This is a genomic window from Roseomonas sp. OT10 (genome assembly GCF_020991085.1).
GTDB classification, from domain to species: domain Bacteria; phylum Pseudomonadota; class Alphaproteobacteria; order Acetobacterales; family Acetobacteraceae; genus Roseomonas; species Roseomonas cutis.
On sequence record NZ_CP087719.1, the window covers coordinates 3,716,847 to 3,741,968 of the forward strand.

25 protein-coding genes and 1 pseudogene are annotated in these 25,122 nt (G+C 72.8%); 8 read left to right on the forward strand and 18 right to left on the reverse strand.

Annotated elements, in window-relative coordinates; all coding sequences use genetic code 11:
- Positions 1-25 precede the first annotated feature (25 nt).
- The 5 genes from LPC08_RS16950 to LPC08_RS16970 are packed head-to-tail and all read left to right on the forward strand — an operon-like array spanning position 26 to position 3,375.
- A complete protein-coding gene (locus tag LPC08_RS16950; RefSeq protein ID WP_230449412.1) occupies positions 26-1,264 on the forward strand; it encodes an ABC transporter substrate-binding protein in 1,239 nt (412 codons plus the stop codon).
- Between the two features lie 5 nt (positions 1,265-1,269).
- The gene (locus LPC08_RS16955; RefSeq protein WP_230449413.1) at positions 1,270-1,605 is read left to right on the forward strand and encodes an NIPSNAP family protein; all 336 of its coding nucleotides are present in this window, start codon (positions 1,270-1,272) and stop codon (positions 1,603-1,605) included.
- A gap of 13 nt (positions 1,606-1,618) precedes the next feature.
- Positions 1,619-2,443: an SDR family NAD(P)-dependent oxidoreductase gene (locus LPC08_RS16960; RefSeq protein ID WP_230449414.1), complete on the forward strand. Its 825-nt coding sequence runs from the start codon at positions 1,619-1,621 to the stop codon at positions 2,441-2,443.
- Positions 2,440-3,198, forward strand: coding sequence for a glucose 1-dehydrogenase (locus tag LPC08_RS16965; RefSeq protein WP_230449415.1), 759 nt, complete (start codon positions 2,440-2,442; stop codon positions 3,196-3,198). The genes LPC08_RS16960 and LPC08_RS16965 overlap by 4 nt, the downstream gene beginning before the upstream one ends.
- Positions 3,199-3,219: 21 nt before the next feature.
- Complete coding sequence (locus LPC08_RS16970; protein WP_230449416.1) at positions 3,220-3,375, forward strand: hypothetical protein; 156 nt, start codon at positions 3,220-3,222, stop codon at positions 3,373-3,375.
- Between the two features lie 129 nt (positions 3,376-3,504).
- On the opposite strand, the gene LPC08_RS16975 is transcribed toward LPC08_RS16970, so the two are convergent.
- Entirely contained in the window at positions 3,505-4,314 is an 810-nt protein-coding gene (locus LPC08_RS16975) for a GntR family transcriptional regulator (protein ID WP_230449417.1), read from the reverse strand.
- A gap of 245 nt (positions 4,315-4,559) precedes the next feature.
- Here LPC08_RS16975 and LPC08_RS16980 point away from each other — a divergent pair.
- The 3 genes and pseudogenes from LPC08_RS16980 (at position 4,560) to LPC08_RS16990 (ending at position 6,746) form a co-directional block, all read left to right on the forward strand.
- A pseudogene (locus tag LPC08_RS16980) lies at positions 4,560-4,993 on the forward strand (type II 3-dehydroquinate dehydratase).
- A gap of 55 nt (positions 4,994-5,048) precedes the next feature.
- Complete coding sequence (locus LPC08_RS16985; protein WP_230449418.1) at positions 5,049-6,077, forward strand: Bug family tripartite tricarboxylate transporter substrate binding protein; 1,029 nt, start codon at positions 5,049-5,051, stop codon at positions 6,075-6,077.
- 9 nt (positions 6,078-6,086) lie between these two features.
- Entirely contained in the window at positions 6,087-6,746 is a 660-nt protein-coding gene (locus tag LPC08_RS16990; protein WP_230449419.1) for a DUF4286 family protein, read from the forward strand.
- Between the two features lie 380 nt (positions 6,747-7,126).
- Here LPC08_RS16990 and LPC08_RS17000 read toward each other — a convergent pair whose 3' ends face one another.
- The 17 genes from LPC08_RS17000 to LPC08_RS17080 all read right to left on the reverse strand — a co-directional run bounded on the left by LPC08_RS17000 (position 7,127) and on the right by LPC08_RS17080 (position 25,114).
- A complete protein-coding gene (locus LPC08_RS17000; RefSeq protein ID WP_230449420.1) occupies positions 7,127-7,462 on the reverse strand; it encodes a 4Fe-4S dicluster domain-containing protein in 336 nt (111 codons plus the stop codon).
- Positions 7,459-9,069 (reverse strand): FAD-dependent oxidoreductase, encoded by a 1,611-nt coding sequence (locus LPC08_RS17005; protein ID WP_230449421.1) that lies wholly within the window; start codon positions 9,067-9,069, stop codon positions 7,459-7,461. Before LPC08_RS17005 ends, LPC08_RS17000 begins: the two co-directional genes overlap by 4 nt.
- Positions 9,070-9,071: 2 nt before the next feature.
- Positions 9,072-10,145, reverse strand: coding sequence for an LLM class flavin-dependent oxidoreductase (locus LPC08_RS17010; RefSeq protein ID WP_230449422.1), 1,074 nt, complete (start codon positions 10,143-10,145; stop codon positions 9,072-9,074).
- A complete protein-coding gene (locus LPC08_RS17015; RefSeq protein ID WP_230449423.1) occupies positions 10,142-10,930 on the reverse strand; it encodes an ABC transporter ATP-binding protein in 789 nt (262 codons plus the stop codon). Before LPC08_RS17015 ends, LPC08_RS17010 begins: the two co-directional genes overlap by 4 nt.
- Before the next feature lie 5 nt (positions 10,931-10,935).
- Positions 10,936-11,808 carry an ABC transporter permease subunit gene (locus tag LPC08_RS17020; protein WP_230449424.1) on the reverse strand — a complete coding sequence of 291 codons (873 nt, stop codon included), beginning with the start codon at positions 11,806-11,808 and terminating at the stop codon, positions 10,936-10,938.
- 17 nt (positions 11,809-11,825) lie between these two features.
- Positions 11,826-12,011: a hypothetical protein gene (locus tag LPC08_RS17025; RefSeq protein ID WP_230449425.1), complete on the reverse strand. Its 186-nt coding sequence runs from the start codon at positions 12,009-12,011 to the stop codon at positions 11,826-11,828.
- Positions 11,974-12,792: a PhnD/SsuA/transferrin family substrate-binding protein gene (locus LPC08_RS17030; protein ID WP_230449426.1), complete on the reverse strand. Its 819-nt coding sequence runs from the start codon at positions 12,790-12,792 to the stop codon at positions 11,974-11,976. Before LPC08_RS17030 ends, LPC08_RS17025 begins: the two co-directional genes overlap by 38 nt.
- Before the next feature lie 5 nt (positions 12,793-12,797).
- The gene (locus LPC08_RS17035; protein WP_230449427.1) at positions 12,798-13,769 is read right to left on the reverse strand and encodes an ABC transporter substrate-binding protein; all 972 of its coding nucleotides are present in this window, start codon (positions 13,767-13,769) and stop codon (positions 12,798-12,800) included.
- Between the two features lie 950 nt (positions 13,770-14,719).
- Complete coding sequence (locus LPC08_RS17040) at positions 14,720-15,697, reverse strand: Bug family tripartite tricarboxylate transporter substrate binding protein (RefSeq protein WP_230449428.1); 978 nt, start codon at positions 15,695-15,697, stop codon at positions 14,720-14,722.
- Positions 15,697-15,963, reverse strand: a complete 267-nt coding sequence (locus tag LPC08_RS17045) for a hypothetical protein (RefSeq protein WP_230449429.1) — start codon at positions 15,961-15,963, stop codon at positions 15,697-15,699. Before LPC08_RS17045 ends, LPC08_RS17040 begins: the two co-directional genes overlap by 1 nt.
- Positions 15,964-16,085: 122 nt before the next feature.
- The gene (locus tag LPC08_RS17050; protein WP_255702281.1) at positions 16,086-16,952 is read right to left on the reverse strand and encodes a transposase; all 867 of its coding nucleotides are present in this window, start codon (positions 16,950-16,952) and stop codon (positions 16,086-16,088) included.
- Positions 16,953-17,147: 195 nt separating this feature from the next.
- Positions 17,148-18,326 (reverse strand): mandelate racemase/muconate lactonizing enzyme family protein, encoded by a 1,179-nt coding sequence (locus LPC08_RS17055; protein WP_230449431.1) that lies wholly within the window; start codon positions 18,324-18,326, stop codon positions 17,148-17,150.
- 4 nt (positions 18,327-18,330) lie between these two features.
- On the reverse strand, positions 18,331-19,908 hold the full coding sequence (locus tag LPC08_RS17060) for an ABC transporter substrate-binding protein (protein ID WP_230449432.1): 1,578 nt from the start codon (positions 19,906-19,908) through the stop codon (positions 18,331-18,333).
- 357 nt (positions 19,909-20,265) lie between these two features.
- Complete coding sequence (locus LPC08_RS17065) at positions 20,266-21,840, reverse strand: ABC transporter substrate-binding protein (RefSeq protein ID WP_230449433.1); 1,575 nt, start codon at positions 21,838-21,840, stop codon at positions 20,266-20,268.
- 30 nt (positions 21,841-21,870) lie between these two features.
- A complete protein-coding gene (locus tag LPC08_RS17070) occupies positions 21,871-23,589 on the reverse strand; it encodes an IlvD/Edd family dehydratase (RefSeq protein ID WP_230449434.1) in 1,719 nt (572 codons plus the stop codon).
- Positions 23,586-24,440: an amidohydrolase family protein gene (locus LPC08_RS17075; protein ID WP_230449435.1), complete on the reverse strand. Its 855-nt coding sequence runs from the start codon at positions 24,438-24,440 to the stop codon at positions 23,586-23,588. The genes LPC08_RS17070 and LPC08_RS17075 overlap by 4 nt, the downstream gene beginning before the upstream one ends.
- A gap of 2 nt (positions 24,441-24,442) precedes the next feature.
- On the reverse strand, positions 24,443-25,114 hold the full coding sequence (locus tag LPC08_RS17080) for an RraA family protein (protein ID WP_230449436.1): 672 nt from the start codon (positions 25,112-25,114) through the stop codon (positions 24,443-24,445).
- Positions 25,115-25,122 lie beyond the last annotated feature (8 nt).

A 25,122-nucleotide genomic window follows, 5' to 3' on the forward strand; every position in this document is an offset into this window, starting at 1 on the left:
ACACAACATACGGGAGACGACGGGAATGAACTGGAATCGGCGCGATATCCTGGCCTCGGGCCTCGCCGCGGCGGCGATGCTGGCGACGGGGCCGGCGAAGGCACAAGCGGCGAAGGTGATCCGGGTCGGCCACATCACGGACATGTCCGGCATCTACCGTGACGTGGAAGGGCCCACGAGCGTCGCCTGCGCGCAGCAGGCGATCGACGAGTTCACCGCGCAGAACCCGGACATCCGCGTGGAGCTGCTGGTCGCCGACCACCAGAACAAGGCGGATGTCGGCCTCGCCATCATCCGCCAGTGGTTCGACCAGGCCGGCGTGGACGTGCTGACCAATGTCGGCAACAGCTCGCTCGCGCTGGGGGCGAAGGACCTGGTGGAGGCGCGGGACAAGGTCTCCATCGTCACCTCCGCCGGCACCTCCGACCTGACGGGCAAGGCGTGCTCGGCCAACACGCTGCACTGGTCCTGGGATTCCTGGTGCCTGGCGCATTCCACCGCCACCAGCCTGGTGAAGACCGGCGGCACGAAGTGGTTCTTCGTCACCGCCGACTACGCCTTCGGCCATGCGGCGCAGGCGGATGCGACGCGCTTCGTCGAGGCCGCCGGCGGCAAGGTGCTGGGCGCCGTGCGCTACCCCTACGGCAACACCACCGACTTCACCTCCTTCCTGCTCCAGGCGCGGCGCAGCGGGGCGAACGTCATCGCCTTCGCCAATTCCGGCACGGACCTGATCAACTGCCTGAAGCAGGCGCAGGAATTCGGCCTGTCGCGCGGCGGCGTGCGGATGGCGGCGATGGTCGGCTACATCACGGATGTGCTGGGCATGGGCCTGCCGGTGGCCAAGGGCCTGTCGCTGACCGAGACCTTCTACTGGGACCTGAACGACCGCACCCGCGCCTTCATGGAGCGCATCCGGCCGAAGCTGCCGGCCAACACCTTTCCCAACATGAGCCAGGCGGGGGATTATTCCGGCCTGCTGCACTACCTGAAGGCGGCGAAGGAGCTGGGCGTCGAGAAGGCCAAGGCCTCGGGCCGCGAGACGGTGGCGATGATGAAGCGCCTGCCCACCGACGACGACGCCTTCGGCACGGGCAGCATCCGGGCCGATGGCCGCAAGATCCACCCCGCCCACCTGTTCGAGGTGAAGTCGCCGGAGGAGAGCCGGCGGGTGGGCGACATCTACAAGCCCGTCTCCACCGTCTCGGCCGAGGAAGCGTTCCGTCCGCTGGCCGACGGCAACTGCCCCCTGGTGCGGAGCTGAGCGCCATGGATGCCAAGCCGCTGGTCGACCTGCGCACCTACACCATCCGCCTGCGCCGCATGGGCGAGTTCCTGGAGGTGTTCGACCGCCTCGCCATGCCCGTGCAGCGCCGCTACCTCGGCCGGCCGCTGGGCATCTTCACCAGCGCGGTGGGGCCGCTGAACCAGGTGGTCCACCTCTGGGGCTTCGACGACATGGGCGAGTTCCAGAGGAAGCACGCCGAGCGCGACAGGGACCCCGACTGGCCCGCCTACCTGAAGGCCTCGGCGGACCTCATCCTGGCGCAGGAGAACCGGCTGATCCTGCGCGCCGCGATGCCCTCGCTGGCGCAGCCGGGCTGAGGGAGGCGCAGCGATGGCACGGGACGGGGGCTGGCTCGGGCTGGAAGGCCGGGTCTGCGCGGTGACCGGGGCGGGCGGCGGGCTGGGCCGCGCCATCGCCCTGGGCCTCGCGGCGGTGGGGGCGCGGGTGGCACTGCTCGACCGCAGCGCGGACGGGATGGCCGGCACGGTCGCGGCGCTGCGCGAGGCGGGGGCGGAGCCGCTCGCGCTCGCCTGCGACGTCTCCGACCCGGAGAGCGTCGCCACAGCGGCAGGGCAGGTGGAAGCGTCGCTCGGCCCCTGCGCCGTGCTGGTGAACAACGCCGCCCTGCTGCGCCCCGGCCCGCTGGAGAGCCTGACGCTCGCCGACTGGAACGCGCTGCTGGCGGTGAACCTGACCGGCTACTTCCTCTGCTCCCAGGCCTTCGGGGCACAGATGCGGGCGGCGGGGCGGGGCAGCCTGGTCCATGTCGCCTCGATCGCCGCGGGCCATGCCCAGGGCTTCAGCGGCGCCTACAGCGTCAGCAAGGCAGGGGTGGTGATGCTGTCGCGGCAGATCGCGACGGAATGGGGGCCGGCCGGCCTCCGCAGCAACGTGGTCAGCCCCGGCCTGGTGATGACGCCGCTCAGCCAGCCCTTCTACGACGCGCCGGGCGTGCAGGCGCGGCGGGAGGCGGTGGTGCCCGCGCGCCGCATCGGCCAGCCGGAGGACATCGCCGACGCGGTCGCCTTCCTGGCCAGCGACCGCGCCGCCTATGTCAACGGCGACGAGATGGTGGTGGATGGCGGCTTCACCCGCGGGATCATGAACCTGATCCCCCGCCCCGGCTTCGACGCGCCGGCGAAGGCCCCGGCATGAGCGCCCTGGTCACCGGCGCGGCGGACGGCATCGGCTGGGCCATCGCCCGCCGCCTCGCCGCCGCAGGCCACCGCGTGGCGCTCGCCGACCTCGCCGCCGAGCGCGTGGCGGCACGGGCGCGCGAGCTGGGCGAGGGCCACCTCGCACTCGCCGCCGACGTCTCGGACGAGGCGGCGGTGGTCGCCCTGGTCGCCGAGGCCGCGTCGCGCCTCGGTGGGCTGGACGTGCTGGTGAACAACGCCGGCATCGGCGACCCGCAGCGCCCGACGCTGGAGCAGGAGGTCGGCACCTTCGACCGCATCCTGCGCGTCCACCTCAACGGCACCTTCGTCGCCGCGCGCGAGGCGGCGCGGGTGATGGGAGAGGCGGGCGGGGGCACCATCCTGAACCTCGCCTCCATCGCCGGGCTCACCGGCCTGCCGCGGCGCAACGCCTATGGCGCGGCCAAGGCGGGGATCGTCGCCATGACGCGCAGCCTGGCCTGCGAATGGGCGGGACTCGGCATCCGCGTCAACGCCATCGCCCCCGGCTATGTCCGCACCGCCCTGGTGGCGCGGCTGGAATCGGAGGGGCGGCTGGATGGCGGGGCGATCCGCCGCCGCATCCCGCTGGGCCGCCTGGCCGAGCCGGAGGAGATCGCGGAGGCCGCGCACTTCCTCTGCTCCACGGCCGCGTCCTACATCACCGGCACGGTGCTGAGCGTCGATGGCGGCTGGATGGCCTTCGGGGATTCGGGCGATGCCGCGCCGGGCTGAACCCGGGCCGGCGGCACGCGCATGGAGGAGAGGCTGGCGCACCACGGCGTGGTGCGGAGCGCCGACGGGCGGCAGCACCGCTTCGACGTCGTCGAGCGCGTGAACCACGGCGTCATGGTCCACGGCCGGACGGAGGTGACGCGCAGCGCCCGGCGCTGGAGCAGGAGGTCGCCCTGACCGGCATGGGCCGCCCCCGCGCGACCTCTGCGAAGGACGGCGCGACGCACGAGGTCGCCTGCGACGTCGCCGCTGCCCAGGCCATGGGCGAGAACCACACCGGCCTGCCCGTCTGAGCCGCCAGGCGGATCAGGCGAGGTCACGCTTCGACAGCGGCCGGCGCGCCGGCCGCCCCCTCGCCGCCTGGCGCCCACGCGTCGCACGGGCCGATCCGGGGGCGCAGGGGCCGGACATGTCGCCTCGCGACGCGGCGTTGAAAGGCGCGAGGGCGTTCAGGGCGAGGACGTGGCGAACGCAGGCCTCGAGATGCTCGGCCAGGGCGGCCTGGCCTGCGGCGCTGTCGCGGGCAAGGGCGCTGTCCAGCAGGCGCCGGTGCTCCGCCGCGGCCTCTTCCCCACGGAACACCACGGCCACCATCTGGTAGCGCAGGTAGCGATCGTACATCGCCGCGTGGGCCTGGAGCAGGAGCTTCGAGCCGCACGCGGCGATCAGGGCGCGGTGGAATTCCCAGTCGTAGCGCTTCCAGGTCTCGACCTCGGCCTGCTCTCCGGCGAGCAGCCGATGCTCCAGGGCGGCGAGCTTGTGGTGGGCGGCGACGACCCCGCCTTCCCAGTCCAGCCCGCCCGCGGCGAAGGACTGCGCCATCGCGTGGCTTTCCAGGAGGAGGCGCAGCGAGGTGACCTCGCGGAAATCCTCCGCCGAGACGGGAGCCACCTCGAAGCCGCGCTGCCCCTCCGCGACGATGAGGCCCTCCGAGGCGAGCCGGCTCAGCAGCTCCCGCAGCGTGCTGACGCTCGCGCCGTAGGTGGCGCGCATCCGGTCGAGGCCGAGCTTCCGCCCGGGCGCGAGGCGGCCGAAGACGATGTCCGTTCGGATGCGGCGATAGGCCGCCTCCCCGATGGTCGTCTCCCCAGGCTCTGACGGGACGTCGCGCAGCAAGTGCTTCCTCCTACCCCCGTGAGGGTGCCCCAGTCCCCGGGAAAAGGACAGACGCTTCGTCACAGGGATTAATATATGACAATGGAGAAAACATCCGTTGATCATGCAAAAAGATGATCATAAACTCTGCGTAGCAAGCGCTCGCGAAGCGCCGTGAGGGGGGAGGTCGTCAGCTTGACGGGTTCAGGAGCGGTGGCAGCCGCGCGTGGCGGGGGACGCCGCGGCGCGGGATCGGGCCAGCGGGCATGAGCGGCCCCATCCACGTCCTGAACGGGCCGAACCTCAACCGGCTCGGCAAGCGCGAGCCGGAGATCTACGGCCGGACGACGCTGGCCGAGGTCGAGGCGATGTGCCGCGAGGCGCCGGGGAGACGCCGCTCGTCTTCCGGCAGACGAACTGGGAAGGCCAGCTCGTGGAGTGGGTCCACGAGGCGATCGACGGTGACGCCGCTGGCATGGTCATCAACCCGGCCGGGCTGACCTTCACCTCGATCCCGCTGCTCGACGCCCTGAAGATGTTCGGCCGCCCGATCATCGAGCTGCACATCACCAACATCCATCGTCGCGAGCCGATCTATCACCGCTCGCTCGTCTCGGGCGTGGCGACGGCCGTCATCGCGGGCCTCGGGGCGCGCGGCTATGCCACGGCGATCCGCTCCCTGCAGGACATGCTGGACTGAGGCGGCCGCCACCGCCGGCGGACGAATCACAAGAACCGACACAGGAGGAACGAGGATGCGGGAAGACACGAAGGGCGTGCCATGCCGGCGCGCGGTGCTGTCCGGGCTGGGCGGCCTTGCCGCCCTGTCCGTGACCGGGGCCGGCATGGCCCGCGCCCAGGGCCAGGGCCAGGGCGCGGCCCAGGACTATCCGAACCGGACGGTCACGATCATCGTGCCCTTCGCGCCGGGCGGCTCGACGGACTTCGTCGCGCGGCTGCTGGCGCAGCACCTCACGACGGTCCTCCATGGCAACTTCGTGGTGGACAACCGCGCCGGGGGCAGCGGCACGGTGGGGCATGGCGCCGTCGCCCGGGCACGGCCGGATGGCTACACGCTCGGCGTCTCGCCCACCGGCACCTTCGCCCTGGCGCCCTTCCTGTTCGAGAAGCTGCCCTATGACAGCGACAAGGGGTTCGCGCCGATCAGCCTGCTGGCCGGCAACGCCATGTTCGTCTGCGTCCACGCCTCCAGCGACATCCGCACCTATGCGGACCTGATCGCGGCGGCGAAGGCGCAGCCGGGCAAGCTCACCTATGGGTCCGCGGGGGCCGGCACGATCAGCCAGCTTGCGCCCGAGATGATGTTCGACATGGCCGGGATCGAGATGCTGCACGTCGCCTACCGTTCCGGAGGGCTCCAGGTGCAGGCGATGCTCGGCAAGGAAACGACTATGGCCTTCGTCGACACGGTGACGGCCATCCCCTACCTCAAGTCGGGCGACCTCCGCGCGCTGGCGGTGACGAGCGCGCAGCGCAGCCCGCAGGTGCCCGAGGTGCCGACCCTGGCGGAATGCGGGCTGGCCGGATACCGCGCCACCAACGACTTCGGCTTCTTCGCGCCCGCCGGCACCCCGCCCGCGATCGTCGCCGCCCTCTCGGACGCCTCGCGCCGGATCCTGGCGCTGCCGGAGGTCAAGGCTCGGCTCGACAATGCCTCCATCGACATCTACGCCGGCACGTCGGAGGCCTTCCCCGCCTATCAGGCGGAGGAAGGACGTCGCTGGGGAGAGCTGATCCGCAAGCGCGGGATCAAGATGGAATAGGAGGGCATCATGCCGAAAGGGATGCTCGCGATCTGGAGCGACGTGAGTTCGGAGCAGGAGACGGACTACCTGCACTGGCTCAGCCGGGAGCACGCCGCCGAGCGCGTCGCCATCCCGGGCTTCGAGGCCGGCCGCGTCCTGCGCGCCGACCTTGCGGAGGTCCGCCGCTACCTCATCCTCTACGAGCTGGCCAATCCTTCGGTCCTGAACGGCGCCGACTACCTCGCCCGGTTGAACGCGCCGACGCCGTGGTCATCGCGCATCATGCCGATCCTGCGGAACTTCGCGCGCGGCGGCGGGCAGGTGGTGGCGGCGGCCGGGGCGGGACAGGGCGGGTTCGTGCTCCCCCTGCGCCTGGGACGGATGCCGACCAAGGAGGCAGCGCCGGTGGTGGAGGCCATCGCGGCGGAGGACAGGCTTTGCGCGGCCTGGCTGCTCGCGGTGGACCAGGACAGGACCGCCGTGAAGACGCAGGAGAAGTCCCTTCGCAGCGGCGACAGCAGCTTCGCCGGCCTGCTGCTGATCGAGGCCACGGAGGCCGGCGCGCTGCAGGACGCGGCCAACCGCCACGCGGCGGCGATCGCGGCGCTCGGCGGCGAAGCGGCAGGGGCGCCGACCTACGCCACGGCCTTCGCGCTTCGGAAGCGGGAGGTGTCCCAGCCGGGCTGATGCGCCGGGGCGTGGGCTGGCCGAGGTCAGCGGCAGTCTGTTGCAACGGCGTCCGCCGCTGGCCGACAGCCTCGTACCGGCGCGGCCTGCGGCACCGCTTCCCCAGCCCCTTTACCGTCGGCGTTGCCGTGTCGAGCGGGGATGGGGAGCATTCATCCCCGCGAGCGCGGGGGAACGCAGACCGGCCGCCTGTGCGCCCGGAAGCATTCCCCTGCTGCGCCTGCCGCCCTCCAGCCCCGAGTTGAACCCGGTCGAGAGCGTCTGGGCCTTCCTGCGTGCGAACAGGCTCAGCAACCCTGTGCTCGACAGCGGCGCACCCCCTGCCCGACCAGGCGGAGCGGGCCTTCGCCGCCGCAGCCCGGGACGAGGCGGGCCCTCCCCTATCCGCGGGCCCGCCGGAAGATGGCGTCCATGCGCCAGTGCTCGTTCGGATACCGCCCCTGCCACTCGTCCCAGCCCGACTCGCGCCGGAACTGCCCGAGCAGGCCGGAGGCAAGGATCCCGGCCGGATCGGCCGGCTCGGCCGCCTCGCAGTCCGGGCCGACGAAGATCGCGTCCGCCTTGCAGTACAGCTCGCACATGAAGCAGGTCTGGCAGTCCTCCGGCCGCGCGATGACGGGGGGACGCCCCGGCACGGAGTCGAGGACGTTGCTGGGGCAGGCAGGGACGCAGGCATCGCAGCGGGTGCAGCGCTCGCTCAGCAGCAGTTCGATCACGACGTCAGCTCCATGACCCGCGTGGCCTGCGGGTGCGCCTCTGGCCGGGTCCAGACCTCCTGCAACCCGCCGACCAGCCGCCGCCCGGCCTGGGCCGGGTCCTGTTCCGGCCGGTCCTCCCGCTGGTGCAGGCCACGGCTCTCCCCGCGCGCCAGGGCCGCGGCGACGCACCAGCGCGCCGTCGCCAGCAGCGCCGCCGCCTCCCGCGCCCGCAGCTGGTCGTGGCCGCGCGCCGCGGCGTGGTCCCGCAGTTCCGACCAGCCCTCCTCCAGCACCGCGCGCGACCGCTCCAGCGCCGCACCGGTCCGGAACAGCGCCTTGTCGTAGGGCAGCATCTCCCCCCGCACCGCCTCGCGCAGCGACGCCAGCTCCACCGGGCGCGCGGCACGGGTCGGGCGCAGACCCGCCTGGCCGAGCGGCAGGGCCGGCGTCCGCTCCCGCCGACCCAGGCGGCGTGCCAGCCGCGCCGCGCCCCGTCCGGCCCAGTGGCCGGAGGAGAGCGCCCAGGCGGAGTTCTGCGCGCCGCCGCCGGAGGTCGCCCCCGCCACCAGCTCCCGCGTGGCGGCATCGCCCGCCGCGAAGAGCCCCGCCACGCGGGTCCGGCAATCCTCGCCCGCGATGCGCAGCCCGCCCGTGCCGCGGATGGTGCCGTCATGGCGCAGCGTCACCGGGAAGCGGTCGCGGAACGGGTCGATGCCCCAGCGCGCGAAGGGCAGCATGACGTTGGGCGAGACGGTGGGCAGGTGGCGCCGGATGTCCTCCGGCATGCGGTGCAGGCTGCACAGGACCGGCCCCGCCAGCAGGGCGCGGGCCAACGGCCGCGTCGGGTCCGGCCCGGGCGGGATCGGCAGCTCGCGCCCCGCCGCGTCGTAGTAGGTGGCGAAGGCATACGACATGGAGCGCGTCATGGTCGTGCGCGCCGGGGCGACGGTGAAGATGCCGGTGAACTCCATCCCCGACAGCTCCACCCCCGCCTCCGCGCCCATGAGGTAGCCGTCGCCGGTGTTGTTCTGCGAGCCCAGCAGGTGGGAGAGGAAGCTGGTGCCGCCGGTGGCCAGCACGGTGGCGCCCGCGCGGACCTGCCAGGCTTCCTGGCCGCGCTGCCGCCGGATGCCGCGCGCCCCGGCCACGGCGCCGTCGGGATGCGCCAGCAGCTCCAGCGCCGGGCTGTGGTCCAGGATGGTGACGCCCAGCTCGCGGATCAGGGCCCGCAGCGCGCGCATGTATTCCGGGCCGCGCAGGGCGCGGTACTGCACCACGCCGCGCTCGTCGGCGGGGAAGTCGTAGTGGCGGGCGAGGGTCGGCAGCACCTCCCAGGTCAGGGCGACGACGCGCTCCATCCAGGCGGGGTCGGCCAGGCCCAGCCCGGCGGCGGCCCGGTTGCGGATGGCCGTCTCCCGTGCCTCCGGCGGGTCGGGCGGCACCCACCAGTGCCCCGGCCCGGCCGTGGCGGTGACGCCGCTGGTGCCGCAATAGCCCTTGTCCACGAGGATGACGGAGGCGCCTTCGCGCGCGGCCGCGGCGGCGGTCCATGCGCCCGCCATGCCGCCGCCGATCACCAGCACGTCGGCCGAGAGGGAAAGGCCGGGCTCATCGGTCCTGGCCATGGTCAGGCCAGGACCGTCGCCGGTTCGTGCCGTGCCGTGTCCCGCCGCGGCGCCCAGCCCAGCGCGGGGGCGATCCGGGTCGCGATCAGCTCCAGCGCCCGCAGGGTCTCGTCGAAGCCCGGCACGCCCGGGTTGACCTGGCAGAGGATGTCGGTGGCGATGGGCAGGGTCTGCTCCACCCGCAGCGCGGCGACGATCTCCTCGGGGTGGCCGTAGAAGGCGTGCAGCCGTTCCAGGTAGCCTTCCAGGCCGAGGCCCGCCGGGAACTTCCCCTGCGCCACCATGCGCTCGGCCATGCGGAGCACCCCCGCCTCCAGGTGGCCCATCGCCGTGCGCCGATCGCGCGCGGGGAAGACCAGGCGGGAGAGGCCGATGCGAGGCCGCCGCCCGGCGTTGCGCGGCTCGGCGCGCCAGGCCTCCAGGTAGCTCTCCGCCCAGGGCCGCTGCACCAGGTCGGTGCGCCCCTCATGGCCGTAGGTGGCACGGTTCAGCAGGAGGTTCGAGCCGGCGGCGCCGGCGAACCGCGCGCCCTCGTGGCTGAAGATGCCCTGCCACAGCCGCTGGCCCAGCCCGGGGGCGCGCGGGTGCAGGATGGGGCCGCCCTCCGTCAGCGGCTCGCCGCGATAGGCGCGGGACAGCAGGGCGATGCCCTCCGTGGTGCGCTGCCGCTTCTCCGCGAAGGGCACCCCGAAGGCGTCGAAGGAGGCGAGGTCGTAGCCGCTGCTCAGCCCCAGCTCGACCCGCCCGCCGCTGATCGCGTCGAGCGTCGCCGCGTCCTCCGCCAGCCGGATCGCGTTCTCCAGCGGCACGGTGATGACCGCCGTGCCCAGGCGGATGTGACGGGTCCGCTCCGCGACCGCGGCCAGGAAGACCAGCGGCGCGGCCCCGGCGCCGGGGCCGTGCCGGCCGTCCTCGAAATGGTGCTGCGCCACCCAGCCGGCGTCGAAGCCCAGCTCCTCCGCCGCCACGAACAGGTCGATGAAGCGGCGGTACAGCTCGCGCGGGTCCGCGTCGCCCTCCAGATGGGTGAGGAAGCCCAGGCGGAAGCCCGGCCCGACAGGTGCGATCTGGTTCATTCGGACTCGTCCTCGTGCAGGGTCTCGTGAAGCGGGGTCTCGTGATGGCGGCCGACGCCGAGCCAGCCCAGCAGCCGCCCGCGCATCTCCGCCAGGCGCCGGTCCTCGACGGATCGCGGGCGCGGCAGGTCGACGCGCAGCGCATGCGCGATCACGCCGTCGCGCATCAGCAGCACCCGGTCGGCGAGGAGCAGCGCCTCCTCCACGTCGTGGGTGACGAGCAGGATCGCGCAGCGGTGGCGCTGCCACAGCTCTCCCACCAGCTCCTGGGCCTTGATCCGCGTCAGCGCGTCCAGCGCGCCGAAGGGCTCATCCAGCAGCAGCAGGTCGGGCTCGCGCACCAGGGCACGGGCCAGCGAGGTACGCTGCGCCTCGCCGCCCGAAAGCACGCGGGGCCAGACGGTGGTGCGGTGCGACAGGCCCACCTCGGCCAGCGCCGCCTCCGCGCGGCGCCGGTCCGGCCGCCCCGGCAGGCCGAGCACGACGTTGCGCCAGACCCGCTTCCAGGGCAGCAGGCGCGGCGCCTGGAAGGCGACGGCGCGGCGGACGGGCACCTCCACCTCGCCCGCGATCTCATGGTCCAGATCGGCCAGGATGCGCAGCAGCGTGCTCTTGCCGCAGCCGCTGGCGCCGATCAGCGCGACGAACTCGCCGGGCGCGATGTCCAGGTCGAGGTCCCGGATCACGGCGCGCTCGCCGAAGCGCCGTGTCAGGCCGCGCACGCGCACGGCGGCGGGGCCGTCGGCGGCGAGGGGCAGGGTCTCGTGGCGGGGCAGGCTGTCCATCGCGCTCAGCTCCCGGTGAAGGCGGGGCGCCAGGCGAGCAGCACGCGCTCCAGCAGCCGCACCACCAGATCCACCGCGAGGCCGAGCAGCGCATAGACTGCGAGGCAGACGACGATCACGTCCGTCTGGAAGAACTCCCGCGCGTTGCTCATCAGGTAGCCGATGCCCTCGGTGGCGTTCACCTGCTCCCCGAAGACCAGCGCCAGCCAGGAGAGGCCGAGCGCGTAGCGCAGCCCGACCAGCGCGTTGGGCAGGGCACCGGGCAGGATGACGTGGCGGATCATGGCGGCCCGCCCGAGTCCCAGCGTCTGGCCCGCCTCCACCAGGGTCTGGTCCACGTTGCGGATGCCGGCATAGACGTTGAGGTAGAGCGGGAAGGCGGTGGCCAGCGCGATCAGCGCCACCTTCGGCGTCTCGCCGATGCCGAACCAGATGATCAGCAACGGGATCAGCGCCACGTTCGGCACCGTCCGCAGCATCTGCATGGTCGCGTCGATCAGGTCCTCGCCCAGCCGGAACAGGCCGGAGAGCACGGCGAGCACCACGCCGATGCTTCCGCCGATGGCCAGCCCGGACATGGCCCGGCGCAGCGAGGCGGTCATGGCGTCCGGCAGCTCGCCGCTCGCCCAGAGCTTCGTCGCGCTGGAGAGCACGGTGGAGGGGCCGGCCAGCACCTCGGCCGGCAGCGCGCCCGTCTCCGAGGCCAGGTGCCAGGCGGCGATCAGCAGCACGGGGCCGACCGCCCGGCGCAGCACGCGAGGTGGCCCGCGCCGGCGGGCGGAGGCGGGGACGACCCGCTGCAGCAGGATGGGCGCGCCGGCCGGGCGGGTTGCCGCGGCCGTGGTGGCGTCCATGGCGGGGATGGAGAGCATGGTCATGGGAGGTCCTTCCGGCCTCAGGCCAGCGGCAGGCCGCGATGGACCCGCGCGCCGAGGTCCAGCGCGCCGTCCAGCACGCCGGCCCGCTTCCAGGTGGCGAAGGTCTGCTCCAGCCGCGCGACGAAGGCGTCGTCCACCGGCACGCGGCGATAGCCGAGGGCGCCGTCATAGGCCTGCTCGGCGATGGCACGCTCCTGCTTCACGAATGCGGCGTACCAGGCGATGTGCGCCTCGCGGCTGGCGCGGGTCCAATCGTGGCCACGCTCCACCCGGGCGACGAAATCCGCCAGCGCGGCCGTCCGGCCCGGATCGGCGAGCGCCGCTTCCGTGGCGCTGACGACGTAGAGCTCCGGCCGGAACTGCGTCCCCTGCGCCAGCACGCGCCTTGCGCGTGCCCAGGGCGCGATAGGCATAGGTGGACCAGATGCCCCAGGCGTCGATGCTGCCCGAGCTGAAGGCGGCCCCCGCATCGGCGGGCGACAGGAAGGCAAGCTTCACGTCTGCGGCGGACAGGCCCACGCTTTCCAGCGCGTTCACGACGATCAGGTGCCCCGCGCTGCCGCGGCCGGTGGGCGAGACGGTCCGGCCGCGCAGCTCCTCCAGCCGCCGGACCGGGCTGTCCGGCGGCACCAGCAGGTAGGTCTCCCGCCCGCCCGTGTCCCAGCCCGCCACGATCCGCACGCGCGAGCCGCCGGCCAGGGCAGCGATGGTGGGGCCGGAGCCGGCCATGCCGAGATCCACGGCACCCGCCTTCAGCGCCTCGTGGATGTTCACCGCCGCGGCGAAGACGGACCATTCGATGCGGTAAGGCACGTCGTCCAGCAGCCCCGCCGCCGCCAGCTTGGAGCGGGTGGCGCCCGCCTGGTCGGCGACGCGCAAGGTGACGCCGGAAAGGCCGGAACCCACGGCCAGGGACGGGACGGCGAGCAGGGTGCCGCCGAGGCCAGCCAGGGCGGCGCGTCGGGAGAGGGAGGTGGTGCGCATCGGGATCAGGCCGCCGGCAGGCTGCGCAGGACGTGGTCGTTGAAGTCGATCGTGCCGTTCAGCGTGCCGATCGACTTCCACACGTCGAAGGTGGTGCGCAAGCGATCGACGAAGCGGTCGTCGAGCGGCAGGCGGCGATAGGCCGCCTCCTCGTCGTAGAGCAGAGCCGCGATCTCCTCCGGCTGGCGGGAGAAGGCGCCGTACCAGCGCAGATAGGCGTCGCGGTTCGCCCGCACCCAGTCGTAGGAGCGGTCGATCCGCCGGGCGTAGTCGGCGATCGCCGCCAGCTTGCCGGGATCCCGCGTGGCGGCGCGGGTGGCGCTCAGCGCGAAGATGCCGGAGTTCACCCCGGCCCCGTCCGACAGCACCCGCGCGCCCAGCGCGCCGCGGGCGCGCGCCTTGTAGACGCCCCAGGTGCCCCAGGCGTCGATGCTGCCGGCCGAGAAGGCGGCACTGGCATCGGTCGGCGTCAGGAAAGCGAGCTTCACCTCGGCGGGGTCGATCCTCGCCTGGCGCAGCAGCCCGACGACGAGGAAATGCGCGACGCTGCCGCGCGTGGTGGGCGAGATCGTCTTCCCGCGCAGGTCCGACAAGGACTGCGCCGGGCTGTCACGCGGCACCAGCAGCACCGCGCCCGCGCCGTTGCCCCAGGCGCCGACGACGGTGATGCGCGACCCGCCGGCGATGGCGCTGACCGTGGGTGAATCATTCGCCGCGCCGATGTCGATGGCGTCCGCCTTCAGCGCCTCGTGCAGGTTCACGGCCGCGGGATAGACGGACCATTCGATGCGGTACGGAACATCCTCCAGCAGGCCGGCGGCCTGGAGACGCCCACGCGAGGCGCCCGTCTGATCGCCGATGCGCAGGGTGACCCCGCCCAGCCCGGCGGGGCCGGACCGGACCCTAGGCGAGGCGAGCAGGCCGACCGTGGCGGTCGCCGCCGCGAGACCCAGGGAGCGGCGATGGAATACAGGCATGGCGGAAGCCTTGTGATGGCGCAGGCAGCAGGGCCGTGCGCGACGAGGATGAGGTTCGGTGTCCACAGGCTCGGGCGCGCGGCGTGCAGGGCCACGGCTGTGGTCAGGGCAGGGAGCGGTCGAATGGACATCGCCCGTAGGGCGGGGTCGTCGGGCGCATGGAGAAGGAAGGTCGGTAGCGCATCCCGTGCGGCTTCGCGGTGTCTGGGAGCTGCATGAAAAACGATGTAAAATTGTGAGTCAACAATAAATACACTTTATGTTGGTGTTTATTGCATCAGATACGTCCAATTATTCACTATACAAAATCGTATTTAACTCTGTACGCGCGGCCGCGCCTCGTGTCCTCGGCAAGTTGCATCTGGTGCCGGCCGGATTGGTCTGAGCGCCGCCAGCGACGCACCACGCGGATGGCCCTACGGGCCGCGCTCGGCAAACCCGATGACGCCGAGCGCCATCGGCAGCGTCGGAACGGTACGGCTGGATGGGCGGCTGAACCGGGTCCCCTTCCCCTTGTGACCCTTACGGATGCGCTGCCCGAAGCGCCGGCGGCGGGGCCCACATGCCCTGGCAGTGCGCGTGGTGTTCCAGGACGTGCGTCCGCTGCTCCAGTGAGCTGTGCGGCGCAGCGTCACCATGGACCCGCCGCCGACGCGAGGGCGAGGAGTGGATCTCCGTGGCGGTCTTCCTGGGCACGCAGCCGGGCGCGGAGCTGCCGAGCCTGCCGCCGCACCGCGCAGCGGAGGCGAAGGGGCCGGCCAGCGACCCGGACACCCGCTCTTCCGCTCGGTCGGGCAGAACGACCTCAGGGGCTGCCTGCCGGAGAGCGGGCGGGTCTCCCCTGACGATCCAGCCTTTCAGGAGATGGGCGCCTTCACCAGCATCAGCATGAAGGCCAGGAGCGGGAGGGCCGCGCCGCACTCGCCGTGAAGCCGAAGGTGTGGCGCATGTCAGGCGCCCTCCGGCCGGATGCCGGCAGCGCGGATGACCTCCGAGAACGCGTCGACGGAATGGGCGATCAGGTCCCGGAACGGCTCCGGCCCGGCGCCGACGACCTCGAAGCCGAGCCCGGCCAGATCCCCCCGGACATCGTTTCGCGCCAGCGTCGCGGCGATCGCCTCGTTCAGCGCCGCGACGATCGGCGCTGGCGTGCCGACCGGCGCCAGCACGCCCTGCCAGGTGGCAAGGTCTACCCTGGGCGCGACCGTCTCGTCGAGCGTCGGCACCTGCGGCAGCGCCGCGGCACGGCGCGCGGTGGTGACCGCGAGCGCGCGCAGCCGACCTGCCCGGACCAGGCTCGTCACGGCAGGCAGGGTGATCCACAGCGCGTCGACGTCGCCCGCCAGCAGCCCCGCGGTGGCCGGCGCGCCGCCGCGATAGGCGGCGTGCTCCGGCCGGGGCAGGGAGAGCCGCGCGACCAGCAACTCGCTCGACAGGTGACCGATGGCGCCCCATCCGGGCACGGCGACATTCAGCCGCCCGCCCGAGGAGCGGAGACGCGCGACGTAGTCCTGAACGTCGCGCAGGCCCGTGCGCGGATGCGTGACGAGGACCTGCGGCGCGGTGATGGCCAGCGTGACGGGCGCGAAGCTGCCGGGCGCCTCGTAGCCGGGATCGGGCAACAGCGCGCGGTTGATGGCCAAGCTGTCGCTGGTGACGAGAAGGCTGTGGCCGTCCGGCGCGCTGGCCGCGATCTGGCGCGTCGCGATCAGGGTGTTGGCACCGCCCTGGTTCTCGACCACGACGGAGGCGCGCAGGGCATCCGACATGCCCTGCTGCAGCCGGCGGCCCAGCGTGTCCACGCTGCCGCCCGGTGGAAAGGCGACAAGAAGGCGCACCGGGTGGGACGGGAAGCCGGCGGCGGGCGCGGCGCGGACGGGAGGTCCCGCCAGGGCGGCAGCCAGGCCGAGCAGGGCGCGCCGGCGCATCACGCCGTCGCCTCGGAGCGGTCCTGGTGCCATGCGCGCTGCACCGCCCTGGTCACGGCGCCCCGGCTGGGGAAGAGCGCGGCGCTGAGGCCAGACAACGCGGGTTCCCTGGTCAGGAAGAGCCAGTCCCCCCGCCGCGCGACCATGATGCCCACGAAGTGGCCGCCGATCGTGACGGGATGGGAGGACAGCATCTGCGTCGAGGCGTCGGGGGCCTGGCTCTCGCTTCGGCTTGCGGAGGGGATTTCGGTGGAGGCGGTCGTCATGCAGCCAATCCGGTCTTGCGGGAGGATAGGGTCTGTCGGCGTCGTCACGTGGACCCGACACCGACAGCCAACCCGGCTCGTGATGCGTGACGCCTGACCGTTCCGCGCTGCCATCGCCTCTGTCATGGCAACAGGATCGCCGGGCGGGCGGGTCGTGTCGATGAAACGGAATGATCAAAGATTCGGCGGGAGCAGCATGATCGTCCCAGCGCCGATCCCGTGATGCGAAAGCCATTGCCGGAGCGGTGGGAGAGCGTCGTGGCGCCGCGGCCCCCCCCGCGCCGTGGCCTGCGGCGAGAGGGAAAGTGGCTTGGCTGCTTTAGCATGCCTAACGGAAGGTGGTCCGATGGGTTGGGCGTGCCGCCACGGGCGCGGATGACGGCTTCCGGCCGGCTCCCCGCATAGGCGCTGTCGCCGTAGGTGTCGCCAGGCGCTTCCGGCAGCATCCTCGCCAGTTCCGCCGCGTCATGGATGTTCGCGGTGGTGATCTCGATCCCGCGGATCAGACTGGCCTCCTGGTCGGTGGCGACATGGGCCTTGGTGCCATGGGTGGGCTTGCGCCGCCGATGGCCGGCCCAGCGCGCCTCCCGGTCGCAGCGGATGCTGGCCGAGGGCAGCAGCGTCGCATCGGCCAGCGTGCCGGTCCGTCCCACCAGCCCGTGGCGGCCGAGCTGGCGCGTGACCGCCTCGAACAGCACGCGGTCCAGCTTGCGCTGCACCAGCGCGGCGCGAAACTGCACGCAGGCCGTGCGCTCGGGCACAGGCTCCTGCCGGGCAAACCCGCAGAACCGCCGGAAGCTCGCCCGGTCGTCGGGCACCTCCGCCAGGCGGACATCCGACAGGTCGTGCCAGGTCGCCAGCAGCGACGCGCGGAACAACGCCAGAGGTGGCCAGCCCGCCTCGCCCTTCGGCGAGGGACTGCCCAGGGACAGATGGCTCCTGCCCGATCTGCCGCCGCGCCATCGATGCCTCCGTAGCCCTCGCAGCAACAGCGAATCAGCGCGATCCGCGTCGGATCAAGCGCATCCGCGTACAGATCTCATTACAGACAGCCGTACGGCAGCGCCCATCGGGTCCAGGGCACGCAATGTTCTGGCCGGGTGGGGGTATCGGGGCGAGGCAGAGCCTTGCCCCCGGGCCACGGGCGCCAGTCCGCCAGGCATCGACGCATCATGCGGTACGTATCAGTTCACCCGGTGCGCGCGGACGAAGTCCTCGTCCACCTCCACCCCCGGGCCGGGCGTGTCCGGGATGGCGACCATCCCCTCCGCATCCAGCACGAAGGGCTGGCTGGTGAGGCCGTGCGTCAGCGGGCTCTGCGCCACGTTGAACTCCACCAGCCGCGCCCGCGGCAGGGCGGCGATGAGCTGGAGGCTGTAGCCGGTCAGCAGGTGCGTCAGCCAGGAATGGGGGACGAGGTCCATCCCCGCCTCCTCCACCAGCCGCATCACCTCCCGCGCCACGCTCAGCCCGCCGCAGCGCGACAGGTCGGGCTGGATCACGTCGGCGCAGCCCAGGCGGATGAAGCGCTCGAACTCCCAGGTGGTCGCGAGCTGCTCGCCCGCCGCGACGGGGGTCGGGCTGCGGGCGCGCACGGCGGCGTACTCCTCGAAGCGCTCGGGGTGGATGAAGTCCTCCACCCAGCCGACGCCGTAATCGGCGAGCCAGGCGCAGAGCGCCTCCGCCTCCCGCCGGCTGCGCAGCCCGGGCGCGCCGGGGCCGCGCCAGCCCGCCGGGTACCAGCCGGGATCGACCAGCAGCTCCCGCTCCGGCCCCAACGCCTCGCGCGCCGCGGCGACCAGCTCGCGGTCGCGGCCGGAATCCTCGCCGAAGACGCCCCAGCCGAACTTCACCGCCCGGAAGCCGCGATCGACATAGCCGCGCGCCGCCTCCGCCATGCCCTCCGGCGTGTCGCGGAACAGGGTGGAGGCATAGGCCCGCACCCGGTCGCGCCGCCGCCCGCCCAGCAGGGTGGCGATGGAGACGCCCAGCGCCTGGGAGCGGATGGACCACAGCGCGTTGTCGAGCGCGGAGAGGCAGTGCATCGCCACCCCGCGCCGGCCGTAATAGGCGCTGCCGACATAGAGCCGGTCCCAGGCCCGCTCCGGCGCCAGCGGGTCCTCGCCCAGCAGCAGCTCCCCCAGCCCGCGGAAGCCCTGGAGCGCCATGCCCTCGCCGGCGATGCAGGCCAGCGCGGCGGAGGGCAGCGTCTCCACGTCGGCCCAGCCGGTCAGCCCCGCATCCGTCCCCACCCGGACGAGGAGCTGCCAGTCGCCGTTGTCGCTCGCCTCCGCCCCGTCCGCGCCCGTCCGCCAGCCCTGGGTGCTGCGCAGCAGGATCGGCTCGACGGCGGTGACGCGCATCGCCTCAGCCCCGCCGGATGCCCCAGAAGAGCGGCGCGCCCTTCACCAGCCCGGTGAGGTCGGAGCGCAGCGCCGTCGCCTGGGTGAAGAAGCCGGTGGGGTAGAAGGGCACCTCCTCGAAGGCCAGGGCCTGCATGTCGCGGCAGATGCGCTTCTGGGTGTCGAGGTCCGACGCCTCCAGCCAGGCGTTGCGCAGCGCCTCCATCCGGTCCGAGCCGAACCAGCCGAAGGTCGCGCTGCGCCCGCTGCCGCGGATATAGGCGTGGGCCGCCGGGCTGGCGACGCCCGCCCCCAGCGACCAGGTGCTGAACAGGCTCCAGCCGCCCTTGTCCAGCGGCTCCTGGCTGGCCAGGCGCTGCAGCGCCGTGCCCCAGTCCATCGCCTGGTAGTCGAGGTTGATGCCGGAGCGGCGCAGCGCGTCGCCCGCCACCTCGCTCATCGCGTTGACCGTCTGGAAGTCGGTGGGCACGAGGAAGACGACGCGCTCGCCCTTGTAGCCCGCCGCCTGGAGGTCGCGCTTCACCGTGTCGAAATCCGCCCGCTTCGGCAGGGCGGAGAGGCCGACATCGCTCGCCATCGGGCTGCCGGGCAGGAAGAAGCCGACATTGTCCTTCCACAGCGCGCGGTTGTCGCCCACCACCGCCTGCATGAAGTCCGCCTGCACGAAGGCGCCGAGCAGCGCCTTGCGGATGGCCGGGTTGTCGAAGGGCGGGTGCAGGTGGTTCGGCCGCAGCAGGCTGAAGAAGCCGTAGCTCTCCACCAGGTCGACGCGCAGGGCGGCGTTGCGGCGCAGCAGCGGCAGCAGGTCGATCGCCGGCTGCTCCCACCAGTCCACCTCGCCCGATTGCAGCGCGGCGGCCGCCGTGCCCGCATCGGGGATGATGCGCCATTCCACCCGGTCGAAATGCGCCCTTCGCGGCCCGGCGAGGAAGCTCGCCTCGCCGCCCGGGCGCGGCGCGTAGTCGCGGAAGCGCTCGTACACCACTTGCGCCCCCGCCACCCGCTCGCCGGCCACGAAGCGGTAGGGGCCGCTGCCGATCATCTCCGGCACCGCGCGCGACGGGTCGGTCTGCGCCAGCCGCTCCGGCATCATGACGCAGATGTTGGAGTTGCTCTTGCCCAGCGCATCCGCCAGCAGCGGGAAGGGCCGCTTCAGCCGGAAGACCAGCGTGCGGTCGTCCGGCGTCTCGATCTCGTCGGTGGCCGCCATCAGCGCCAGCCCGAAGGTGTCCCGCTTGCCCCAGCGCCGGACGGAGGCAGCGCAGTCCCGCGCCCGCACCGGCTCGCCATCGTGGAAACGGAGCCCCTCGCGCAGACGGATGGTCCAGCGCTTGCCGTCCTGGTCGATGGTGTGGCCCTCGGCCATCTGCGGCTGCGGCTGGAGATTCGCATCCACGCCGTAGAGCTGGTCGAAGACCATCAGCCCGTGGTTGCGCGTGATCGCGGCCGTGGTCTGCACCGGGTCCAGCAGCGCCAGGTCGCTCTGCGGCACGAAGCGCAGCACCGAGGCGCGTTGCGCCCCGGCGATCCGGGGGGCCGCGAGCGTCGCGGCGGCGGAGGCGATGAGGGTGCGGCGGCGCAAGGCGGGGGCTCCTTCGGGTTGAGGGTCAGGGGAGTTCGGGCGGCGCGCTCCAGGGGGCGCTGCCCCCTGGACCCCCGCCGGGGCCACAAGCTGGCCCCGGACCCCGCTGGGCCTTGTCGCCCGCGGCTTTGGTCGGCCTGCGGGCTGCACCCGGGGAGAGCGCGGACGGGCGGGGCGCTGGAAAAACAGCGTCAGGGTCGCGCGCGCTGCGGCCGCAGTCGCCGAGGAGCGAGGCTCCTCGGCGCGATCCCGATGCAGCGCGCGGACTCGAAGGGCCCAGGGCCCTCTGGGTCCTGGCGGATAGGGGGTACGGGGGAAAGGCGGCGCCTTTCCCCCGGGGGGTGGCACCGCGCGGCCTCACCCCCGCCGCACCCCGGTGAAGAGCGGCGCGCCCTGCATCATGCCGGCGAGGTCGGCGCGATAGGCGGTGGGCTGGGTATAGGCGCCGAGCGGCCAGTAGGGCACGTCGCGGAAGGCCTGGAGCTGGATGTCGCGTCCGATCGCCTGCTGTGCCGCGAGGTCGGGCGCGTCGAACCAGGCGTTGCGCAGCTCCTCGATGCGCGGGCTGTCGAACCAGCCGAAGGTGGCGCTGCGGCCGCTGCCGCGCAGGTGGTTGTGGGCGGCGGGGTTGGCCGCGCCCACGCCGAGGGTGGTGTTGCAGAAGGCGCTCCAGCCGCCCTTGTCCAGCGGCTCCTGGCTGGCCAGGCGTTGCAGCACCGTGCCCCAGTCCAGCGCCTGGTAGTCGAGGTTGATGCCAACCCGGCGCAGCACGTCGCCGACTACCTCGCTCAGCGCGTTCAGCACGGGCAGGTCGGTGGGGACCAACAGGACGACGCGCTCGCCGCGATAGCCGGCGGCCTGGAGGTCGCGCCTGACCTTCTCCAGGTCCGGCTTCTCCGGCAGCGCCTCCAGCCCGGCCTCGCTGGCCATGGGGCTGCCGGGGGTGAAGAAGCCCACGCGGTCGCGCCACAGGCTGCGGTCGCTGCCCGCCACAGCCTGCATCGCCTCCGCCTGGGAGAAGGCGCCGAGCAGGGCGCGGCGGATGGCGGGGTTGTCGAAGGGCGGGTTGAGGTGGTTGGGCTTGAGCATGGCGAGCTGCCCGGCCGTGTCCAGCACCTCCACCTTGATGCCGCGGGCGCGGCGCAGGACGGGGAGGAGGTCCGGGATCGGCTGCTCCCACCAGTCCACCTCGCCGGATTGCAGCGCCGCGGCGGCGGTCGCGGCATCGGGCAGGGTGCGCCATTCCACCCGGTCGAAGTTCGCGACGCGCGGCCCGGCGAGCAGGCTGGCCGTGCCCTCCGCGCGCGGCACGTAGTCGCGGAAGCGCTCGTAGACGGCCAGCGCGCCGGGCACGCGCTCCCCGGCGACGAAGCGGTAGGGGCCGCTGCCCACCACCTCCGGCACCGGGCGCATGGCGTCGAGCCGCGCCAGCCGCTCCGGCATCATGGCGGCGAGGTTGGGCCCGGCCTTGGCCAGCGCGTCGGGCAGCATCGGGAAGGGACGCTTCAGCCGGATCTCGATGGTGCGGTCGTCCGGCGCACCGATGCTGTCCGTCACCGCCATCAGCGCCAGGCCGAAATTGTCCCGCTTGCCCCAGCGCTCGATCGAGGCGGCGCAGTCGCGCGCGAGGACGGGCGTGCCGTCATGGAACCTCAGACCCTCGCGCAGGCGGATGCGCCAGAGGCGGCCATCCTCCGACACGGTGTGGCCCTCGGCCATCTGCGGCCGCGCGACCTGTTGCAGGTCCGCGCCGTAGAGCGTGTCGAAGACCAGCATGCCGTGGTTGCGCGTGACGAGGCCCGTGGTCTGCACCGGGTCGAGCAGCGCGAGATCCGCCTGCGGCACGAAGCGCAGCACGCGCGGCGCCTGCGCCTTGGCCAGGCGCGGTGCCGCGAGGAGCGCGGAGGAGGCGAGCAGGGTGCGGCGGCGCATGATGCGGTCTCCTCCGGGTGCGGCAGCGTCCTAGTGCGATCCCCGCAGCGGCCGGTCCTCGGTCCGGCCGACGAGGAAGTCGAAATCCACCCCGCGCTCGGCGCCGAGCACGTGCTCCACGTAGAGCTTCTCGTAGCCGCGGGCGTAGGGGCTGGCGAAGGGCGGACGGGCGGCGCGGCGCGCGGCCAGCGTGGCCTCGTCCACATGCAGCTCCAGCTTCCGCGCCTCGACGTCGAGGGTGATGAGGTCGCCCGTCTCCACCAGCCCCAGCGGGCCGCCGGCCGCGCTCTCCGGGGCGATGTGCAGGACGACGGTGCCATAGGCGGTGCCGCTCATCCGCGCGTCGGACAGGCGTACCATGTCCGTCACGCCCTGGCGCGCCAGCTTGGCGGGCAGGCGGGTGTTGCCGACCTCCGGCATGCCCGGATAGCCGCGCGGGCCGCAGTTCTTCAGCACCAGCACGCTGTCGGCGGTGACCGGCAGGTCCGGGTCGTCGATGCGGGCGTTGAAGTCCTCGATATCCTCGAAGGTCACGGCCGGGCCGGTGTGGCGCATCAGCGCCGGGCTGGCGGCGGAGGGCTTGATGATCGCCCCCTGCGGCGCGAGGTTGCCGCGCAGCACGGCGATGCCGCCCTGGGGCTTGAACGGGTCGTGCAGCGGGCGGATCACCTCGCCATCCGGCTCCGGCGCCTCCTCGCAGAGTTCCGCGAGGCTGCGCCCGGCCACCGTCTCCGTCCCGCCATGCAGGCGCGGCAGCAGGGCCTTCAGCACGGCGGGCACGCCGCCGGCGTAGCAGAAATCCTCCATCAGGAACTGGCCGGAGGGCATCAGGTCCACCAGGCAGGGCATGTCGCGGCCCAGCCGGTCCCAGTCGTCCAGGCTCAGCTCCACCCCGGCGCGGCCGGCCAGGGCGAGGAGGTGCACGACGGCGTTGGTGGAGCCGCCCAGGGCGCCGTTGAGCAGGATGGCGTTCTCGAAATGCCGGCGCGTCAGGAAGCGCGACATGCGGATGTCCTGCTTCACCAGCTCCACCGCGCGCATGCCGGTCAGGTGCGCCAGGGCCTGGCGCCGCGCGTCGACGGCGGGCAGGGCGGCGTTGTCCGGCAGGGCGAGGCCCATGCCCTCGACCAGGCTCGCCATGGTGCTGGCCGTGCCCATGGTCATGCAGGAGCCGGCGCTGCGCGACAGCGCCGCCTCGGCCGCGTCGAACTGCGCCTGGGTCATGGTGCCGGCCTGGAGCTTCTGCACCGACTGGCTGACGAAGGTGCCCGAGCCCATGCGCTTGCGCCCGTCCCAGGCGTTCAGCATCGGCCCGCCGGAGAGCAGGATGGTCGGCAGGTCCACGCTGGCCGCGCCCATCAGCAGCGAGGGCGTCGTCTTGTCGCAGCCGGCCAGCAGCACCACCCCGTCCATCGGGTTGCCGCGGATGGCGCATTCCGCGTCCATGCTGGCGAGGTTGCGGAACAGCATGGTGGTCGGGCGCAGGTTGCTCTCGCCCGGCGAGAAGACGGGGAACTCCAGCGGGAAGCCGCCCGCCTCGTAGACGCCGCGCTTCACGAACTCGGCGAGCTGGCGCAGGTGGCCGTTGCAGGGGGTGAGGTCGGAGAAGGTGTTGGCGATGCCGATCACCGGCCGCCCGTCGAACATGTGGCTGGGATGGCCCTGGGACTTCATCCAGCTGCGCGGGATGAAGCCGTGGCTGCCCTCGGCGCCGAACCAGGCGCGGCTGCGTCGCGGCTTGTCGCTCACGGCGCCGTCCCGTGCCACCAGTGCTCGAAGGGATTGGAGTGCATGATCGCCTGGATGGTCGCGTCGGAGACGCGGGGCAGGCTAGTGCCCTCGACGAGGTGGTTGGCGCGGCGCAGCCCTTCCAGGCTCTCCTCCACCTCAGCATAGGGGAAGTCCGTGCCCCAGAAGATCTTGTTGCGGTCGGCGACGCCGTATTCCTGGGCGGAGACCAGCATGTTCCAGAACTGCCAGGGCCGGTAGTGCAGCGCCGAGACCTCCGCATAGACGTTCGGGTTCTTGCGGATCACGGCGATGCACTCGTCCATCCAGGGATGGCCCATATGCGCCATGACGATCTTCAGGTCCGGATGGCGCCGCGCCAGCTCGTCCACATGGATCGGGCGGCCGAATTCCAGCGGCGCGTTGTTGGCGTAGGTGGTGCCCATGTGCATGGTCAGCGGCAGGTCGTGCCTCAGGCAATGCGCGATCACCGGCTCCAGCCGCGGGTCGAGCACGCTGACGCCGTTGTAGATGGGGCCGAACTTCACCCCGCGCAGGCCCAGCGTGCCGGTGGCGTGGCGCAGCAGCTCCATCACGTCCGCCCGGCGCGGATCGGCATAGGCGAATCCGACGCAGCGGCCGGGGTCCAGCGCCATCAGCCGGGCGGTGACCTCGTCATCCCCCTCCACCCCGGCGCTGTCGCCGTAGCGCAGCGAGAAGGCGATGTAGCGGTCCACCCCCGTCATCGACGCCTTCACCCGTTCGGGCGTGGCGCAGGGATCGACGCCGCCGCTGCGGCTCGCCGTCTGCGCCTTCAGCAACGGCAGGATATGCGCGTCCTCGTAGACGTTGACGTGGCAGTCGACGATCATGCTCAGAGGATCCCGTGCCGGGCGAAGACCTCGGCCAACGACTGGCCTTCCTGCAGCTCGCGCAGCGTCGTCCGCTCGCCGGCCAGCTTCTCCGCGGCCCGGCGCAGCGCCTCCGCCTCCGCCTCGCGCGGCACCACCACCACACCGTCGGCATCGCCCAGGACCAGGTCGCCGCTGCGGACCTTCACGCCCGCGCATTCGACCGGCACGTCGATGGCCGCGACCCTGCCGCGCCCCTTGCTGTCCAGCGGCGCGATGCCGCCATGGAAGACGGGGAAGCCCATGGCCCGGATCGCCTTGATGTCGCGCACCGCGCCGTCCATCACCGCGCCCGCCGCGCCGCGCCCCTTGGCCGCCGTGCTCAGCAGCTCGCCCCAGGGGGCGATGCGGCCGCCCGTGCCGCAGGCGAAGACGGGAATCTCGCCCGGGCGCAGCCCGTCGATCAGGGCGATCTCCAGCTCGTAGGGGTTCTCGCCCTCCGTGTGGTGCCAGACCTCCTGGTACAGCGCGGTGCGGGCGCGGCCCAGCATCACCAGCGCGTCGTCCAGCGGCCGGATGCGCGCGGCCAGCGCCTGGTGCATCAGCCCCATGCCGTCCAGCACGTCGGAGAGCAGCGCGGCGAAGAGCGGCGTGCGCTTCGGGTCCAGCAGCGTGTCGAGTTCCGTATCCGTCATGCGCCTCG

Coding starts and splice junctions, on each gene's coding strand:
- LPC08_RS16950 (WP_230449412.1), top strand. CDS start 26: ATGAACTGGAATCGGCGCGATATCCTGGCCTCGGGCCTCGCCGCGGCG.
- LPC08_RS16955 (WP_230449413.1), top strand. CDS start 1,270: ATGGATGCCAAGCCGCTGGTCGACCTGCGCACCTACACCATCCGCCTG.
- LPC08_RS16960 (WP_230449414.1), top strand. CDS start 1,619: ATGGCACGGGACGGGGGCTGGCTCGGGCTGGAAGGCCGGGTCTGCGCG.
- LPC08_RS16965 (WP_230449415.1), top strand. CDS start 2,440: ATGAGCGCCCTGGTCACCGGCGCGGCGGACGGCATCGGCTGGGCCATC.
- LPC08_RS16970 (WP_230449416.1), top strand. CDS start 3,220: ATGGAGGAGAGGCTGGCGCACCACGGCGTGGTGCGGAGCGCCGACGGG.
- LPC08_RS16985 (WP_230449418.1), top strand. CDS start 5,049: ATGCGGGAAGACACGAAGGGCGTGCCATGCCGGCGCGCGGTGCTGTCC.
- LPC08_RS16990 (WP_230449419.1), top strand. CDS start 6,087: ATGCCGAAAGGGATGCTCGCGATCTGGAGCGACGTGAGTTCGGAGCAG.
- LPC08_RS17005 (WP_230449421.1), bottom strand. CDS start 9,069: ATGGCCAGGACCGATGAGCCCGGCCTTTCCCTCTCGGCCGACGTGCTG.
- LPC08_RS17010 (WP_230449422.1), bottom strand. CDS start 10,145: ATGAACCAGATCGCACCTGTCGGGCCGGGCTTCCGCCTGGGCTTCCTC.
- LPC08_RS17015 (WP_230449423.1), bottom strand. CDS start 10,930: ATGGACAGCCTGCCCCGCCACGAGACCCTGCCCCTCGCCGCCGACGGC.
- LPC08_RS17020 (WP_230449424.1), bottom strand. CDS start 11,808: ATGACCATGCTCTCCATCCCCGCCATGGACGCCACCACGGCCGCGGCA.
- LPC08_RS17030 (WP_230449426.1), bottom strand. CDS start 12,792: ATGCGCACCACCTCCCTCTCCCGACGCGCCGCCCTGGCTGGCCTCGGC.
- LPC08_RS17035 (WP_230449427.1), bottom strand. CDS start 13,769: ATGCCTGTATTCCATCGCCGCTCCCTGGGTCTCGCGGCGGCGACCGCC.
- LPC08_RS17040 (WP_230449428.1), bottom strand. CDS start 15,697: ATGCGCCGGCGCGCCCTGCTCGGCCTGGCTGCCGCCCTGGCGGGACCT.
- LPC08_RS17045 (WP_230449429.1), bottom strand. CDS start 15,963: ATGACGACCGCCTCCACCGAAATCCCCTCCGCAAGCCGAAGCGAGAGC.
- LPC08_RS17055 (WP_230449431.1), bottom strand. CDS start 18,326: ATGCGCGTCACCGCCGTCGAGCCGATCCTGCTGCGCAGCACCCAGGGC.
- LPC08_RS17065 (WP_230449433.1), bottom strand. CDS start 21,840: ATGCGCCGCCGCACCCTGCTCGCCTCCTCCGCGCTCCTCGCGGCACCG.
- LPC08_RS17075 (WP_230449435.1), bottom strand. CDS start 24,440: ATGATCGTCGACTGCCACGTCAACGTCTACGAGGACGCGCATATCCTG.
- LPC08_RS17080 (WP_230449436.1), bottom strand. CDS start 25,114: ATGACGGATACGGAACTCGACACGCTGCTGGACCCGAAGCGCACGCCG.